This is a genomic window from Methylomonas sp. AM2-LC (assembly GCF_039904985.1).
In the GTDB taxonomy this organism is placed as follows: Bacteria; Pseudomonadota; Gammaproteobacteria; order Methylococcales; family Methylomonadaceae; genus Methylomonas.
In genome coordinates, this window is sequence record NZ_CP157005.1 from 1,745,071 (window position 1) to 1,762,033 (window position 16,963).

Consider the following 16,963-nt stretch of genomic DNA (forward strand, 5'->3'; position numbering starts at 1 on the left):
TTGTCTGCGTTTATGCATTATTTTCGCTAGTCTTAGCAAAAAAGAAGTACAAATTATTGCCGGGAATTAAAGGCTGATAAATTAATAAGCTTTACAGATTAAAGTGTGCAGAAAATATCTGCTCTGAATGCTTTATTTTGGGGTAGGGATGTTTTTTGAAAAGGTACTGGTGTTTTGCTGGTTACGCAATAACCAGTACCCTGGTCAAACGCTTTAGTTTCAAAATAAATCAAAAACTAAAGTAAACATTTTTAATGTGCTTTTTTGTACACAACAAACATTTCTTTGTAAAAATCCAACGCTGCTTTCAGGTTAGAAGTCGCATCAGCGTTATCGTCTTTTGTCAATGCTTCATGAGCAAGTCTTAATTTGTCGCCCGCTTTTTGACGTAAACGCTCAGTTTGCTCATAACGGAATTCTTTTTGTGATTGGCGAACTTCACCTAACAACTTTAAAATTTCAGCTTTATCACCGTTTTTTTCTAAAAGGTTTACTGCTTCTTCGGTTTTGGCTAAAGTTGTTTCACCAGCGGCACGGACTTTGGCGTCTCCAGCGCTATTTGCTAAAGCTGAAGTAGAAATTAAAGCAGACATCATTACTACAGTAGCCAAGGTTTTTTTAAAAATGTTCATTATTTACGAATCCTAACGTTTTAAGTTTAAATGTTTTTAATTACCTTAAATTAATTGCCTAAATGTAAACAACTCTAAAAAGGTTTTTTATTTAATGCTGGTTTATCCTATCACAGATTTTAACTTAAGGCTAAAATCAGCTTCTATGGGTGTATAAACCATATAAATAAAGTGGTTAAGCCTGATTTTTCTATGATGTAATCAACGAAAATCAGGAGCTATAAAAATTTATTATTCCTTAACATTTTCAAATAGCAATTAATTGTATGAATACCATAAAATTGTTTTGAAAAATATTGCTGCTAAATTTAAAAGGCTGATTCGTAAAATATCAGGTTTTTATTAATGCTTTATGACATCACACAAAAAATAAAGTCGGTGTGTTTGTTTTTTAAAGATTAAAACATTAAGGAAAATGCGATTCATCATGGCGGTAGGCTATACTAATTCATCCTTTTCATGGTGGCTTATGCAAAAAAATATTTTTCTGTATAAAACTCTTGGCGCTTTTATTGTTTGGCTATTTTTTATGTCATTGGCACATGCTGAGCCTTTACAAGTTGGGCAAACAGCACCCGATTTCCAATTAAAAGCTCAAGATGGTTCTGAAGTGAGCTTGGCCTCGCGTCAGGGTGTTGGCTGGACGGTGCTATACTTTTATCCCAAGGCAGGCACGCCGGGTTGTACAGCTCAGGCCTGTGCATTTCGGGACGCTTTACAAGTTATACGTCAGCAAAACACCGAAGTATATGGTATCAGTACAGATGAAATAAAAGCATTGCAGGTGTTTCATCAACAGCATAAACTCAGCTTTACTTTGTTGTCCGATCCAGAGGCTAAAGTGACTAGTGCCTATGGTGTAAAAATGCCGGTTCTGACTATGGCAAAGCGCTGGACATTTATAGTTGATCCTGAGTTAGTGATTAGGCACATTGATGATGATGTGGATCCTGCTTTAGATGCACAACGGGTTTCAGAGCGCTTAAAACAATTGCAAAACACTGCACGGTAACTGTCATTGTTACTGGGCGCATTAAAGAAGAGTGCTTATAGTGGAAGGGGTAATCTGCTAGTCGTTTTGCCGGAAAAAATTGTCGGTGCGGCGCGCATAAAAAACCAAGCACCGACAAGTAACTATCTCCGTTAATATGACTTTTGTATTTATATTAAGTTCCTGTTTTATAGAGAATTTGACAAATTATAAAAGTCACTATTCTCAGTGTCGCTGTGTTCGCAGTGGGTGAGCCGTTTAAATACCTAAACTAACTGAGCGATTCTGCTTAAATACAGACTAATTGTTAAGTGCTGAATAGGGAATTTTTTTAGAGCATATTGCCGTTAAGAGTGAATCAAACAAGTATAGCTAGACGTTTATTCATTCCTGTATTTTTTGCCAAATTTATACGTACACTTAATCAATAATGTTAAATTGGAACGAGTATCTACAGCTGTTAGCTGGGCTGGTGTCAGTGGTAAATCCTATCGGCGCCATTCCTATTTTTATTAGTCTTACCGTGCAGCGATCACCTAGAGAGCGTCGGAGAATTGCTCAAATTACTGCACTATCAGTCGCTATGGTGTTATTGATTGCATTAGTGGCGGGAGAGCCCATATTGCATTTTTTGGGTATTAGTCTGGCTGCATTTCGCGTGGCAGGGGGATTGCTGGTGTTATGGATGGGTATGTCCATGTTGCATGTCAATGATGACAGATCGCGACATACCCCAGAAGAGCGTGCGGAATCATTTGAGAAAGATTCAGTAGCTGTTGTGCCATTGGCTATACCTTTGCTCAGTGGTCCCGGTGCTATCAGTACCGTTATCGTATACGCTCATGGTCAACAAGCTGTTGCACATTATCTGTTAATGAGCGCGGTCATCTTGTCGGTGGCGGGTATTGTGTTGACTGCCTTAATGGCAGCACAGCGCATTGCGAGAGTGATGGGAAATACCGGTATGAATGTGGTAACTAGAGTGATGGGATTGTTATTGGCCTCTATTGCTATCGAATTTATTGTAAAAGGTTTAAAAGCATTGTTTCCAGTGTTGGCAGGGGGGAACGTCTTTATTTAACCCCCCGTTAGTTACGTTTGCAATGCAGCTAACGCTTTATTATTTAGATAACTTTGTTTGGGCGTGACGATTTCGTGCTGCAACAGCCACTTCTTTTGCCACAATAGTTTGGCCGATGGGTGCCAATGCCAGTCCTGCCAGCTTTAAATGCTGTATGCCAAACGGAATGCCCAGTATGGAGATAAAACACACAGCAGCAAACATAACATGACCTAATGCCAGCCAGATTCCCGCAAAAATTAACCATATCAGGTTACCTGCTTTGCCTAGGCTGCCAGTGCCAATATCATCTTGTTCTGTGAGTAATTTGCGATTAATGGCTTCTTTTCCGAACGGTAGAAACGAAAAGTAACCGATCACGAAGCAGGATTTAGCCCAGGGAATACCATAAATGGTGATAATAGCCAAAAAGCCGCTTAGCCACCATGCAAGCCCCATAAAGCCACCACCCAAAATAAACCAAAAAAAATTACCTATTTCACTCATGTGTATAAATTCCGATTGTTTCTGTTTTTGTAACGCTATAGTGTAAGTTTTTGATCATGTAAATTTAGGAAGTATTAAATAGAGTGATGCGCCTCATGGCGTTGCTACATCTTTAATAAACGTATCTATTTCTAAATTGTGACCTGTTTTTTTTATAAGTAGTTTCTTAGAGTCCTAGCCAGGCAAACACACCAAAGCCTATACCCACCAAGGCGCAAAATAAACTGACATATTCTAACCATTTTCGCCGAGTTAATAGCGCTATTGCCGCAAGTGAAATAGCAATTTGTAATGCGGTTGTGCCAGTAGCCCAGCGATGGTGATGGTGTAAGGATTGTTCAGAGAGCTGATCGGCTTCATGTGCACGCTTTTCAATGTCTTCAGCTTTTATTTTAATACTCTCCTTTTCAACTTCGTAGCGAGACACATCCTGTAGGCTGTCCTCCCTATCTTTACCTGTGGTTAGTTTGCTGGCAAGCTCTGCAATATTTTGTTTACTACTTTTTGCCTGAAAGAAATTCCACTGATCAGAGGCTTCGGTTTTCAGAATGGAAGCTTCATTTTTGAAGATAATTGCTTCGCCTAAGGTGACATTAGCCTGATAAGAAAGTAAGGCACCAATTGATGCCATAATGGCGGTCATTACGGCTAAAGTCGCGTTGAATTTTTTGCTTTCACCACTCGATTCATGGTCCTCTCCGGCTTCTAAAACTTCTTCGTGAGGTCCTTTTACTTCAAACTCTTCACTCATGATTGACCCTCATAACAGGCTTAACAGCCGTGTATTACAACATGAACTTTGTGAAACGGTCTAGTGTTGGTGTTACCCACTATTATCGGCAAAGGGTATGCCTGACTAAAATAGAGGTGTAAGTTTATGCGGATAAATTCAACGCTGTCCAATACCCCATTCATTGGCTAGCTGCGCTAGTGCAATTAAACTATCCACTTGCAATTTTTTTTTGATTTGGGTGGCATAATTGGCAACCGTTTTGTAACCCAGACATAACTCGTCAGCAATTTTATGCACACTCAAGCCTTGAGCGAGCAGGGTGAATACGTCAAACTCTCGCTGCGAAAACCCATTGATAATGGCATGCATATTGTCTGTGGTGTTTGATTTACCTTGGGTTTTTATTAAGCCTTGCTCCACATAATTATCGCCCTGCATGATAGCGATAATTGCCTCAGGCAGAATTTCAGGTGCACTATTTTTGGTGATGTAGCCTTTCGCGCCTGCCGCTAAAGCTCGATGCACGTAAACTTGTTCATGATGGACGCTGAATACCAAAATCAATGCCGCATTATCGCGATGCTTGATGCGGCGTATGGTTTCCAATCCTCCGATACCTGGCATGGATAAATCCATTACCATTATATCGGGCTGTAGTTCCAAATATTGCTGTATAGCCTGTTCGCCGCGAGAAGCTTCGCCAATCACTTCAAAAGCATCCTGTGTGGCTAGCAACATTCGAAAACCGGCCCGTACCACAGCATGATCATCGACCAGAACAATCCTGATTTTATTTTCCATTTCAATGTGATACATGCATTGGCCACTTTGTCGGCAGATTAACTAGCCACGCAGATGCTACCGCTAACAGGTATAAGGCGGTGATCAGGATTCGATAGCTAATCGGGTATTGTTGATTCATTGAGACTTAATTAAATAATGAGGCTATTAATCCCAATGAATGCGCACACCGGCATAACCGGTAGCGGGTGCGCCCGGTCCTTGAAATTGGCTAATACTATTGTTGTTAAATAGATTGTTCGACATCTGTGCTACCGATGCATAATGTACATCGAAAATATTGCGCCCCATAGCAAACAGTTCTATATTTTTGGTTAGAGTATAGCGACCATTAAGATTGACGACAGTATAACCCGGTATTTGCGGATAGGAATTCTGATCATCGCCACGTGCATACTGGCTGGAGACATACTGTAAATCGCCGCCAAAGTAAAAGTTATGAAAAAACTCGTATTCAGAACCGAACTTAAACGTGTTTTGCGGAATACTGGGGATATGGCTGCCCGGCGAGACATTATCGCTGGCAGCATTGCCATTACTTAATGTCAAACCGTTGCTGAGTGAAGTCGACGATTGGTAGGTGGCATTGACATAACCATAGCTGATATACCAGTTAAGGCTGTCCAGCACGATGCCGTTAAGTCCCAATTCCAAGCCCTGGCGTTGTGTAGTGCCCACATTGGCAAAATAACCCTGACCGCTGGAAGTTTGATTCAAAAAAAGAATGTCGTTACTGTTGATGGTCTGATAAAGCGCAAAATTCCATTTTAATGCTTTGGAAAATTTACCGCGCATACCCGTTTCTAATGTGTGTGAAACCACTGGTTTTAATGTGGGTGGATCAGCAACAAAGCTGTTGGGTAAGCTACACGGTGCGCTAGCAGAGGCGCAACTAAGCTCTACTGTGGTTGGTGCCCGAAAACCTTCGTTGTAATTAAAGTAAGTTGTAAAGTCTTTCATAAAGCTATCAAGCTTTAGTGCATCAAGCGGATTTAAGGTGAGACCTGCTGAGGGATTCACGCGCTGAAAATGTATATTATTCCCCAAATAATTTGCCGTATCGGTAGGTGCATTGATGCTGTCAAAGGTGCGGACTTGGGCTTGTGCCCAGTTCACAGAAGAGTTGATATGCATCCAGTCGAATACCGAGAATGTGTCAGTGACAAACAAGTTGGAATAGGCATTTTGACCAGTGATGTTAACGTCGTTGCTTAGGCCGTTGCTGGCTGTTTCATAAAAAGCCGAGTTAAAGGTCGCAGTCTGAGAACCAACTGTGTAATGGGTTTTAGCGTAATTATAGCCACCGCCAATGACTAATTGATTTTCATGATTATCAATTTTGTAATCAGAGGTCAGTTGCAGATTGACGCCAGTGCCGTTTTGGTTGGCTCTGCTGGCTTGAAAAGCCCCAATCGGGTCTTGATTGCTTGTATTGGTATCAGTACAGGTTGTTGCCGCATTTAGCGGAAGATTGTTAAGAGCTGTGTAAGCAGAACAGTTATTATTGGTGTTGCTATTTAGAGTAAATAAATTACTGCTACGCTCATAAGTATTGCCACTAAGTTGTAAAGCATCCGTTATTTTGTGGCTGGCTTTGAGTGTTACAAAATAGAGTGCATTTTGGTTAACATCTGGAGAAGTATAAATTGAACTCCAATTTTGCTGTAATGACGCTTGTGGGGTAGGGCCAACGCCGTGTAGGGTGTTATTGGCAAATGTAAAGGATAAATCAAGGTCGGTTTTTTCATTTTCCCAACCCACTTTGCCAAAACCTTGGTTAACGTTAGTGGGCGAGTAGGGACGCCAGCCAGCATCCTGAAAGATATTACCCGCCACATACCAGTCGAAATTACCGTGCGAACCACCATACTCTGCTTGATAACCTTGGCGTGCATAAGAGCCGCCATAAGCTTGAGCGTTTAATCCAGGGTGGCTAAAACCACTTTTGGTCTTAATAGACATGGCCCCGCCTAATGTATTTAAACCGAAAATAGGGTTGGAGCCAGGCATCATTTCCATGCTGGAAATGGCGATTTGTGGAATTAAGTCCCAGTTGATGGTATCTCCAAAAGCTTCGTTAATGCGCACACCATCTTGATACGCAGAAATGCCAATGGGGGTACCTAATAAGGGTGAGCCATTAAAGCCCCGATAAGTAATATCTGGCTGGTAAGGATTATTCTGCGTGTCATTAATATTAACACTTTGCATACGGCGATTCATGAAGTCCGAAACAGATAGTGACTCGTGGCGGTTAATTTCTTCATCCTCCACGGATTGCACATTACCTGGTATTTTTTTCAGAGCCAAACCGGTTGCACCTACGGGGGTAGTGCTTACCACTTCTACTTCAGGTAATTCAAACGCATCAACCGGATTTGTTACAAATACATTTTTAGAGTTATCGTCATTATTGGTGTCATTGTTGTTGGCATCGGCGGTATTCGTTGGCGGCAACAGATGATTTAAAGGTGTAGTTTGGCTAGTGGTCTTTACGTCTGTGTCGGCAGAAACTTTTGATACTAAAGTCAAGAGTAGTAATGTGGGTAAAAACCGCTTACATTTAAGGGAGTAAAGCATTAATAAAGCCTTTATGAATCAAAATTATCATAGTTGGAAGCTTCGAAAAACCACCCTTCGACATGGCTTTCCTAAGTTGTTTCGAAGGGCACATTGTGAGCTATTGTGTTAATATATCAATAGTTTACCATTCGTGTTGAGCCTGCTGAAGCACAAAAGCCAGGTTTTTCGAAGTTCCCAGTTGTTATATTTTATCGTCATATTATCCAGGAAAAATGCCTGAATATTTTGTGTTAATCAGAATTTGTCAGTCAGCACCTAACCAAAAGCCGTCAGAAGAGTGTTATCGTTGCGGTTTTGGTTGAGTGCCGAAAATCATGATAAGAAACAATGATTGCAGCCAAATTTATACAGGATAAGTGGTTATCAAGCGTACGTGGGGTGATGATTCCATCAACTCTATTGCTTTAGATTATTATAAAGTATGTTTTTAAAAGTATTACTGTGTAAATTTTAGCTAGTGCAGCTTATACATTGCTTTGTTAAGACTATCTACATTATAGTGCCAAGTTATTGGTAGCCATCGTTAAAGGGGAGGGCAAATGGTTGAAAATGTAAATGATTTGGTTTTAGAACAACTTAAACAGATTAATTCGAGTATTGGTCAGTTACAAATGGCAGTGGTTGAATTAAGTCAGCAGATTGGTTCAGTTGATCTGCGTTTGTCACAATTAGAGCGTTGTGTGGTTAATTGGTACGATAATGATGCTCACAATCGTAACCGCACCGTTTGGACACAGGCGGAAAGAACTGCATTTTGTAGCTGGTTAGCCGAAAACTCGGACGTAGAAAATGTCTATTCGCTGACAAAGCCGGATGATGGTACTAATTATTAAATAACGCTTTATTCCAAAATTGTCCTCACTTCTATAAACGATATTAAGACAGAGACAGTTTTTTGCTACAATTAACGAAATTTATGTAACGGTCATTATCAGCAATAGCTGGTTTATGATACCCACATGATTAACGTCCTGTTTTACTTTAGGCTTTCGCCATGCAACGTTTTTGTACCATCGCCTTTGTTCTGGGCCTGATTCTAATGATATTCGGGCTTACCTATGCATTACCTATAGCGGCTTCTTTGTATTTTGGTGATGGTATGACAGAACATTTTCTGCACGGAATGTCACTGAATATTGGTTGCGGCGGTATTCTAGCGGGTTTAACCATGCGTTTTCGAGGTGATGTGAAAACCCGTGATGGTTATTTGTTAGTGCCTTGTTTCTGGATATTAATGGCTTCAGCGGCTACCTTACCTTTCCTGTGGGGGGTGCCGGAGCTGAGTTTTACAGATGCCTTTTTTGAAACCACTTCGGGTTTAACGACAACAGGTGCCACGGTATTTGTGGGGTTGGATCAACTGGCCCCATCACTGAATCTTTGGCGGCATGAGCTGAGTTGGATAGGGGGTTTAGGTATTATCGTACTCGCAGTGGCCATTCTACCCTTACTGGGCATAGGTGGAATGCAATTATATAAAGTCGAAATTGCTGGCCCCATCAAAGACAGTAAAATTACGCCGCGTATCAACGAAACTGCTCGTTTGTTATGGCTGGTTTATGCCGCATTAACTATTGTTTGTATGTTGGCCTTAAAACAGGCAGGCATGGGCTGGTTTGATGCTATTTGCCATGCCTTATCAACCATGAGCTTAGGGGGGGTATCTACGCATGATGCTAATATTGCCTATTTCAACTCGCCTGACATCGAAGCGGTATTAATGGTTTTTATGCTGATTTCGGCTATGAATTTTGCTGTACACTATCAAGCATTGCATCGTAAAAGCATAAAGCCCTATCTGCAAGATCCTGAAGCAATACCCATGTTGGGTTTGTTGGTCGGTAGTGTATTGGTTTGTTTTCTTTATATGCTTTATTACAATGTGTATGCGGATTGGTTTAGTACCTTTCGGCATGTAACGTTTAATTTAATTTCAATTGGTACTTCAGGTGGTTTTGTTAGTGCCGATTTTAGCAGTTGGCCGCCTTTTTTAAGCTGGTGGATGCTGTATCTTACATGTATTACCGCCTGTACAGGTTCCACGGGTGGGGGCATCAAAATGTTTCGTGCCCTGTTGCTTTGGAAGCAGGCGGGTCGAGAAATGTTTAGTATTTTGCATCCTCATGCCATTAATCCCATACGCATGGGTAATTTGATCATCGCGAATAAGATTATTTTTTCTGTTTTGGCTTTTATCTTTTTGTATTTTATAGCAGTTGTAGCTTTAACTTTTTCGCTGTTATTTTCTGGTCTCGATCCTGTCTCATCGCTAAGCGCTGTGCTTGCTTGCCTTAATAATGCGGGTCCAGGCTTGAGTATGGTGGCTTCGGCAAGTAATTATCAGGGGTTAACAGATTTTCAAACCTGGATTTGTATCATCGCCATGTTATTGGGGCGATTCGAAGTTTTTACATTGCTGATGCTTTTTACGCCAGCTTTTTGGAGAAGATAGTACAATATTCTGTTTTCTCGATTGCTTTCCATCGCTAATCGCCAGATCTGTGCGGATACCGATAACAAACTATAATTATTATCAGGACTTAGGGTATGACAACCGTTCGACATATTGATTTTCTTGGCAAAAAAAAATGGGCCTTTATTTTTTCTGGAAGCTTGTTTTTAATTTCCATTGTTTCATTTTTTGTTAAAGGCCTGGAGTTGGGCATTGATTTTACGGGTGGTAGTGTCTACGAGATACACTACAACCAAGCGGTTGATTTGGATAAAATGCGCAGTTCTCTGGAACAGCAAGGTTTTGGGGATGCCAACCTGCAAAATTTTGGTAGTTCTGAAGAAGTATTATTACGCCTTAAGCCCGTGCAAGATATTAGTCAGAAAGATCTTACCGAAAAAGTGCTGAGCGTTGTGAATGGTAGTCAGGCACAGCCGGGCGAAATGCGTCGAGTCGAATTCGTGGGTCCACAAGTGGGTGAAGACTTGATTGACGATGGTGGTTTGGCGATGTTTTTTGCCTTTATAGGCGTTATGATTTATGTCAGTATCCGTTTTGAATGGAAACTTTCTGTAGCGGCCATTATCGCTTTGTTCCACGACGCTGTGATTACCATGGGTTTCTTTTCAGTGTTTGGCTGGGAATTCGATTTGACAGTTTTATCAGCCATTTTGGCGTTGGTTGGATATTCCACCAATGATAAAATTGTAATTTATGATCGTATTCGTGAAATTACTCGCGGTAGTCGTATTCAGTCTATGGAGGAGATTGTTAACGTTGCGGTTAATGAAACATTAAGTCGTACTATCCTGGTGTCCTTTACGGTACTGTTAACATTGCTGGCCTTGGTGTTTCTGGGTGGCAAAATTATCCATGGTTTTGCAATCGCCATGTTAATTGGTGTGGTCAAAGGTACTTATTCATCTATTTATATCGGTAGTGCGCTGGCCTTGTCTTTTGGACTAAAGCGCGAAGACCTGATGCAGGTTAAAAAAGATCAGTCTCTGAATGAGTTGCCTTAACCCCAGGCTCAGCCAATTTAAGCCCTATACAATATCTCAACTAATCCTTAAAGGTATTAGTTGGGTATTGTTTGGCCGAACACAAAAGTATTGCACTTTATTAGTATTTTTTATTTGTAACTATTCAGCGAAGTTTTTATAATTTAAAATCAATAGGCTATAAGATGTGCGGAACACGTCTGTCACGCTTGATGCATATACAGCCGAGTAAGACTAAGCTTAACGCTGTGCAATGACTATTATTTTTTAATTTATCTTTTTACTACTTCAAGCGTACATTCACGGAACAACTTGATGACACAACAGCTTAACACTCACCGCCAGAGCGAATTGACCTTGGGTATCCCAGGTTTTGCTTACCCCGATCTTTATAATCCGCAACGTTTAAATGATCTTTTACAGGTATTTGATCAGTCAGTTAAACAGCACGATCCAGCCTTGTTTGCCGAAATAGCGGACTATCGTGCCTGCCAAGGTCAGGGCATGGCTCCTGAGCAAATTTCGGAAGTATTGGTTAAAACGGCGCCATTAGTGGGTAGTTTTGTGGCACGGTTATTTAATGTTAGTGCTAATCGTGATCAGCAAATCGAAACCATACGTGGTGAGTTTTCTGCAACTTTTGTGTACCGTACCGAAATTGTTGGCAAACTGGCTGCGCGTTTCAAAGGCCAAAGCATTGAAGGTTGGGATATTGCTGCATTAAATGCGCAATTACAGGCTTTGTTACTGGTTACTGGTAAACAAGAATTGTTTGTCTCTGATCCAGAACTGGCGGTGAGTCAGTTAGCGGCCTCTTTATGGCAATTGTCACAACAGGCTGAAATCAGCGCTGCTGACGTCAGCTTGCTTAGAGGGCAAGTGGCGGTTGCTGCTGAATTGGGTATGGATGATGAAACACCTTCTGGTTTTCTAGCCGCAGTGTTAGATATTATCTATCGCTGGAGTTTTGCCGCGCAAAATGCGCCAGAACTAAAAGCCATAGTTAAAAAGTGGTTGAGTTTTAAGGTTCCTGCCAAAACCAATTTAGAAAATCTGGTGGCACATGACAGTCTGGATCATGATACACATCAAGTTTGGGCGGCGGGCAAAGAGCATCAGCGTCGACGCGATGGTTTTGCTTTGACAGACAAACGCTTTTCACAACGTCAGACTTTATATGAAGTAGATCATTGTATCTATTGCCATGATCGGAATAACGATTCCTGTTCCAAGGGTATTAAAAACAAAAAAGACGCAACCTTCAAGGCCAATCATTTAGGGGCTTTGATGACGGGTTGTCCTTTGGAAGAAAAAATTTCTGAGATGCATGTGGTCAAACGTCAGGGTGATAATATTGGCGCGCTGGCCATGATCATTATTGATAATCCCATGTGTCCAGGTACTGGGCACCGGATCTGCAATGATTGTATGCGCGGTTGTATTTACCAAAAAACCGAAGCGGTCAATATTCCACAAATTGAAACCAATGTGTTGACGGATGTATTGTTCATGCCCTGGGGTTTTGAAATATACAGTCTGCTTACTCGCTGGAACCCGTTGAACATCAAACGTTCAACGGCTCTGCCTTATAACGGTAAAAATGTATTGGTAGCCGGTATGGGGCCAGCTGGCTACACACTAGCGCATTATTTGTTAAACGAAGGTTTTGGTGTAGTGGGTATCGATGCGCTGAAAATTGAGCCATTACCCCTGCACTTAACCGGAGATAGTGAGCATGCGCCACTGCCGATTGCCGATTTTCGCAGTTTATACGAAGATCTGGATAAACGGGTGATGTTGGGTTTTGGTGGTGTTGCTGAATATGGCATTACCGTACGTTGGGATAAGAACTTTTTGAAAGTGATTTATCTAACCTTATTACGTCGTAGCGCCTTCAAATGTTACGGTGGGGTTCGCTTTGGGGGCACTATCAGTATTGATGAGGCTTGGGATTTGGGTTTTGATCATATTGCCATTGCGAGTGGAGCCGGAAAACCAACCGTTATTGATCTGAAAAACAATTTGATTCGGGGTATTCGTAAAGCATCGGACTTTTTAATGGGATTGCAATTGACCGGAGCAGCGAAAGCTTCTTCGCTAGCAAATTTGCAAGTGCGATTACCGGCGGGTGTTATTGGTGGCGGTTTAACAGCTATTGATACCGCTACGGAATTATTGGCATATTATCCTTTGCAAGTCAGTAAAATTGTTAATCGATATGATGCGCTGGTCAGCCAATATGGCGAAAACAATGTGCGCGAACGGTACGATACCGAAGAGCTGGAAATACTAGAAGAATTTTTGGCGCATGGTCGCGTTATTGAGCAAGAACGTCAACGCGCTGCATCAGCTGGCGAAGCACCCAATTTCTTGCCATTCCTTGAACAATGGGGTGGGGTAACACTGTTTTATCGTAAAGGCATTAAAGACTCACCTGCTTATCGGCAAAATCATGAAGAAATCCATGAAGCCTTGACAGAGGGTATCTGGTTGGCAGAAGGCATGAGTCCTTTAGAAGCTATTGAGGATCAATACGGACATTTGCAGGCGGTACGTTTCGAAAAACTCAGTGAACAGGAAGGTAAATGGCGTAAAACTGACGAGGTTGAAGTTAAATTACGCGGGTTATTTGTTGCTGCAGGAACAGCTCCCAACACTATCTACCAGTCAGAACATCCTAGTACGTTTGTCATGGATCAAAAATTCTACAAACGATATGAGCCGATTTGGGCGGATGGCCAACTGCAATTGACCGCTACGGATGATGAAAAGCAAGTGAAAGTAGGGAAACCTGCTCCTTTTACTTCTTACCACAGTAATGGGCGTTATATCAGTTTTTACGGCGATAATCATCCAGTCTATGCCGGTAATGTGGTTAAGGCTATGGCCAGTGCTAAAGACGGATATCCTTATATTGTTAAGTTGTTTGCTGGACAGCTTGCCAATTTGGATGCTTCACAGCAAGTACAACGTGATGCACAACTACTCGCATTTCAACAAAATCTGGATGCTACTTTCCTTGCTCATGTTGTCTCTGTTACTCGTTTAACATCGACTATTATCGAAGTAGTGGTTAAGGCACCTGCTGCAGCCAAAAACTTTAATCCCGGTCAATTCTACCGGGTACAAAATTTTGAATCGCTGGCACCCGTTATACAGGGTACGGCTTTAGCGGCTGAAGGTATTGCATTAACGGGGGCGTGGGTAGATAAAGAGCAAGGTCTGGTGTCATTAATAGCCTTGGAAATGGGTAGTTCAACTCGACTATGTTCCACCTGGAAAGCCGGCGATCCATTGGTGGTGATGGGGGTTACCGGTGCGCCAACCGAAATTCCAAGCAATCAAACTATTTTGTTGCTAGGTGGCGGTTTGGGTAATGCTGTCTTGTTTTCTATTGGCAAGGCTTTGCGTATGGCGGGTAATAAAGTGATTTATTTTGCAGGTTACCGTAATCGTGAAGATTTGTTTAAAGTGCCAGACATTGAAGACGCGTCTGATCTCATTGTTTGGGCTGTTGATAAGCGTCCGGGTAATGATGCTATACCTATTACCCGTCCGCAAGATAAAACCTTTGTGGGTAATATTGTCGAAGCCATGTTAGCCTTTGCTAAGGGTGAGCTTGGCGAAACGACTTTAAAATTGCAAGATGTTGAGCATTTGGTGGTGATTGGTTCCGACAGAATGATGGCTGCTGTCAAAGAAGCGCGTTATGGTGTTCTGAAGCCCTATTTAAAAGAAGGGCATGAGGCCATTGGTTCTATCAACTCGCCTATGCAGTGTATGATGAAAGGTGTTTGCGCTCAGTGTCTGTGTAAGCATGTTGATCCAGATACAGGCGAAGCCAGCTTTATGTATTCTTGTTATAACCAGGATCAAGCTTTAGATTATGTGGATTTCGACAATCTGCGTGCTCGCTTGCGGCAGAACACAGTACAAGAGAAATTGTCGTCATTGTGGCTGACTTATCTTCTGGAATCTGAAAACAGTTAATCGAAGGATAGGCTTGCAGGCGTAATTCATGCATTGTGTGTTGGTCTTTGAACGACTTTTTGTCATAAAGGAGTAATATATAGCCTTTATACTGTATATCTGATTGGGCCAACACGAAATGATTATGTCGAATTTAAATATTCTGGTCGTAGAAGATGAAGAAGCCATTCGGGAGATGCTGGTATTAGCTCTTGAGCAAGCAGGGTTGTCAGTGATGGCGGTTTCCAGTGCAGAACAAGCACAACAAGCCCTTGCAGAAAACATGATGGATTTAATCCTTCTGGACTGGATGTTGCCTGGTATTAGTGGTATAGAATTGGCAAGACGCTTAAAAAACGACTCCGGTTACAAAGATATGCCGATTATTCTATTGACCGCGCGTGGCGAAGAGGAAGACAAAATACGCGGTTTGGAAATTGGTGCAGATGACTACATCACCAAGCCGTTCTCCCCCAAAGAAATGATTGCTCGCATTAAAGCAGTCATGCGCAGAAGTGGTAAGTTATCAGAATCCGGACATTTAAATGTGGGCGATCTGACGCTTGATGCAGAACAACACCGTTTAACTATTTCCGGTCAAACACTCGATGTCAGTCCTACCGAATTCAGGTTGATGCAGTTTTTCATGACTAACCCCGATAAAGTCTACAGTCGCACCCATTTACTGGATCAAGTTTGGGGGCGCAGTGTCTACATTGAAGAACGTACGGTGGATGTGCATATTCGCCGCTTACGAAAAATCCTTGCCGAATACGGACGGGAAGAGCTTATCCAAACAGTAAGAGGTTTCGGTTATCGTTTTTCTATAGTCGGTTGATGTAAAGATGGGTCGTTGGAGTAAAGAAATAAGTCTGCTGTTGTTCTTGTTGGTCCCCGCTTTAAGCTTAGGCGCTTTCTTTGGACATTTTTCTTTTTTTTTGCTGTTGGTTACCAGCTATTTGTTGATACGGCAAACCCTATATGTGGATGAGCTGGAAAAATGGTTAAGCCGCGGTGCATATGGTGACAAAAATCAGCATAAAGGTATTTGGCGGGATATTTATTATCACGTATTAAAAATCCGGAAAATCGATAAAAAGCGTAAAAAGAAATTAACGCGCATGATAGACCGTTTTCGTACCTCTACCGATGCATTGCCCGATGCAGCAGTGGTATTGGGTAGTTTTGGAGAAATTGATTGGACCAACAAGGCTGCTCGTGAAGTGTTGGGATTAAAAAAGTCTGATAAAGGTTATCGCATAGATAATCTGGTTCGCAATCCACTGTTTATCCTGTTCTTAAAATCGAACGACTACGCTCAGAAAATTAGTATTCCCTCGCCGGTAAACGAAAATATGATTTTGCAAATCAGTATCGTTCCCTATGGTGCCAATTTGCGTTTATTACTGGCTCAGGATATTACCCATCTAAAAAATATAGAACGTATGCGTACTGATTTTGTGGTGAATGTATCCCATGAATTGCGTACACCTTTAACAGTAATTAAAGGTTATCTGGAAACCTTGCAAGGGATGGAGAACTTGCCACCTGTGTATTTCCGATCATTTCAGAATATGTCTACTCAAGCGCTGCGCATGCAAGCTTTGATAGATGATTTACTACTGTTGGCACGCTTGGAAACCAAAGCCAAAAAATCAGATTGCGTTAATATCACTGAACTTTTAAAGCAAATTTGCCGAGAGAGTGATTTGTTAGAAACCAACGAACGTCGGGTTGAGCTAACTCTGGAAACAGATGTTAGGCTGCGTGGCGATGAAGAAGAGCTGCGCAGTGGTTTTACCAACTTATTGGTCAATGCACTTAAATATTCACCAGCTGATAAACCCGTTAAAGTGCGTTGGTATAAATCTGAGGGGTCTAATGCCAATCTGGAAGTCGAAGATTTTGGTGAAGGCATATCCAGCACTGATATTCCGCGTATCACTGAACGCTTTTATCGGGCAGAAGTTAAACGAAACCGTAAAATAAATGGTACCGGTTTAGGTTTGGCTATTGTTAAGCATGTTTTGGTCAGGCACGAAGCCAAGCTGGAAATAGAAAGTCAATTAGGTAGAGGGAGTCGCTTTCGTTGTGTGTTTCCACTCAGTCGACAGTGCTTATAGCGCCAGTTTATATTATATTTAACGGCCTTCTGTGTTGATAGTTTGGAAATATATCTACTACATAAATATGATAAATGTAAGTCAGAGCCTATAATTGTAGGTTTTTCTGAT

General features: G+C 41.7%; 13 protein-coding genes. 8 read left to right on the forward strand and 5 right to left on the reverse strand.

Annotation, left to right across the window (positions count from 1 at the left end; translation table 11 throughout):
* Positions 1 to 251 precede the first annotated feature (251 nt).
* Positions 252 to 632, reverse strand: a complete 381-nt coding sequence (locus tag ABH008_RS07890) for a hypothetical protein (protein WP_347989308.1) — start codon at positions 630 to 632, stop codon at positions 252 to 254.
* A gap of 469 nt (positions 633 to 1,101) precedes the next feature.
* On the opposite strand from ABH008_RS07890, the gene ABH008_RS07895 reads away from it, so the two are divergent.
* Complete coding sequence (locus ABH008_RS07895) at positions 1,102 to 1,644, forward strand: peroxiredoxin (RefSeq protein ID WP_347989309.1); 543 nt, start codon at positions 1,102 to 1,104, stop codon at positions 1,642 to 1,644.
* 409 nt (positions 1,645 to 2,053) lie between these two features.
* Positions 2,054 to 2,704 carry a YchE family NAAT transporter gene (locus tag ABH008_RS07900; RefSeq protein WP_347989310.1) on the forward strand — a complete coding sequence of 217 codons (651 nt, stop codon included), beginning with the start codon at positions 2,054 to 2,056 and terminating at the stop codon, positions 2,702 to 2,704.
* Positions 2,705 to 2,743: 39 nt separating this feature from the next.
* Here ABH008_RS07900 and ABH008_RS07905 read toward each other — a convergent pair whose 3' ends face one another.
* The 4 genes from ABH008_RS07905 to ABH008_RS07920 form a co-directional block, all read right to left on the reverse strand.
* A complete protein-coding gene (locus ABH008_RS07905; protein WP_347989311.1) occupies positions 2,744 to 3,190 on the reverse strand; it encodes a YccF domain-containing protein in 447 nt (148 codons plus the stop codon).
* A 166-nt stretch (positions 3,191 to 3,356) separates the two neighbouring features.
* Complete coding sequence (locus tag ABH008_RS07910) at positions 3,357 to 3,941, reverse strand: DUF4337 domain-containing protein (RefSeq protein ID WP_347989312.1); 585 nt, start codon at positions 3,939 to 3,941, stop codon at positions 3,357 to 3,359.
* Positions 3,942 to 4,079: 138 nt separating this feature from the next.
* Positions 4,080 to 4,724 (reverse strand): response regulator transcription factor, encoded by a 645-nt coding sequence (locus ABH008_RS07915; protein WP_347989961.1) that lies wholly within the window; start codon positions 4,722 to 4,724, stop codon positions 4,080 to 4,082.
* Between the two features lie 147 nt (positions 4,725 to 4,871).
* Complete coding sequence (locus ABH008_RS07920; RefSeq protein WP_347989313.1) at positions 4,872 to 7,304, reverse strand: TonB-dependent receptor; 2,433 nt, start codon at positions 7,302 to 7,304, stop codon at positions 4,872 to 4,874.
* A gap of 542 nt (positions 7,305 to 7,846) precedes the next feature.
* Here ABH008_RS07920 and ABH008_RS07925 point away from each other — a divergent pair.
* The 6 genes from ABH008_RS07925 to phoR all read left to right on the forward strand — a co-directional run bounded on the left by ABH008_RS07925 (position 7,847) and on the right by phoR (position 16,852).
* Positions 7,847 to 8,140 carry a hypothetical protein gene (locus ABH008_RS07925; RefSeq protein WP_347989314.1) on the forward strand — a complete coding sequence of 98 codons (294 nt, stop codon included), beginning with the start codon at positions 7,847 to 7,849 and terminating at the stop codon, positions 8,138 to 8,140.
* A 161-nt stretch (positions 8,141 to 8,301) separates the two neighbouring features.
* Positions 8,302 to 9,759 (forward strand): potassium transporter TrkG, encoded by a 1,458-nt coding sequence (locus ABH008_RS07930; protein ID WP_347989315.1) that lies wholly within the window; start codon positions 8,302 to 8,304, stop codon positions 9,757 to 9,759.
* A gap of 95 nt (positions 9,760 to 9,854) precedes the next feature.
* Entirely contained in the window at positions 9,855 to 10,781 is a 927-nt protein-coding gene (secF, locus tag ABH008_RS07935; protein WP_347989316.1) for a protein translocase subunit SecF, read from the forward strand.
* 294 nt (positions 10,782 to 11,075) lie between these two features.
* Positions 11,076 to 14,750: a pyridine nucleotide-disulfide oxidoreductase gene (locus tag ABH008_RS07940; RefSeq protein WP_347989317.1), complete on the forward strand. Its 3,675-nt coding sequence runs from the start codon at positions 11,076 to 11,078 to the stop codon at positions 14,748 to 14,750.
* A gap of 124 nt (positions 14,751 to 14,874) precedes the next feature.
* Positions 14,875 to 15,567, forward strand: coding sequence for a phosphate regulon transcriptional regulator PhoB (phoB, locus tag ABH008_RS07945; RefSeq protein WP_347989318.1), 693 nt, complete (start codon positions 14,875 to 14,877; stop codon positions 15,565 to 15,567).
* Positions 15,568 to 15,574: 7 nt separating this feature from the next.
* Complete coding sequence (phoR, locus tag ABH008_RS07950; protein WP_347989319.1) at positions 15,575 to 16,852, forward strand: phosphate regulon sensor histidine kinase PhoR; 1,278 nt, start codon at positions 15,575 to 15,577, stop codon at positions 16,850 to 16,852.
* Positions 16,853 to 16,963 lie beyond the last annotated feature (111 nt).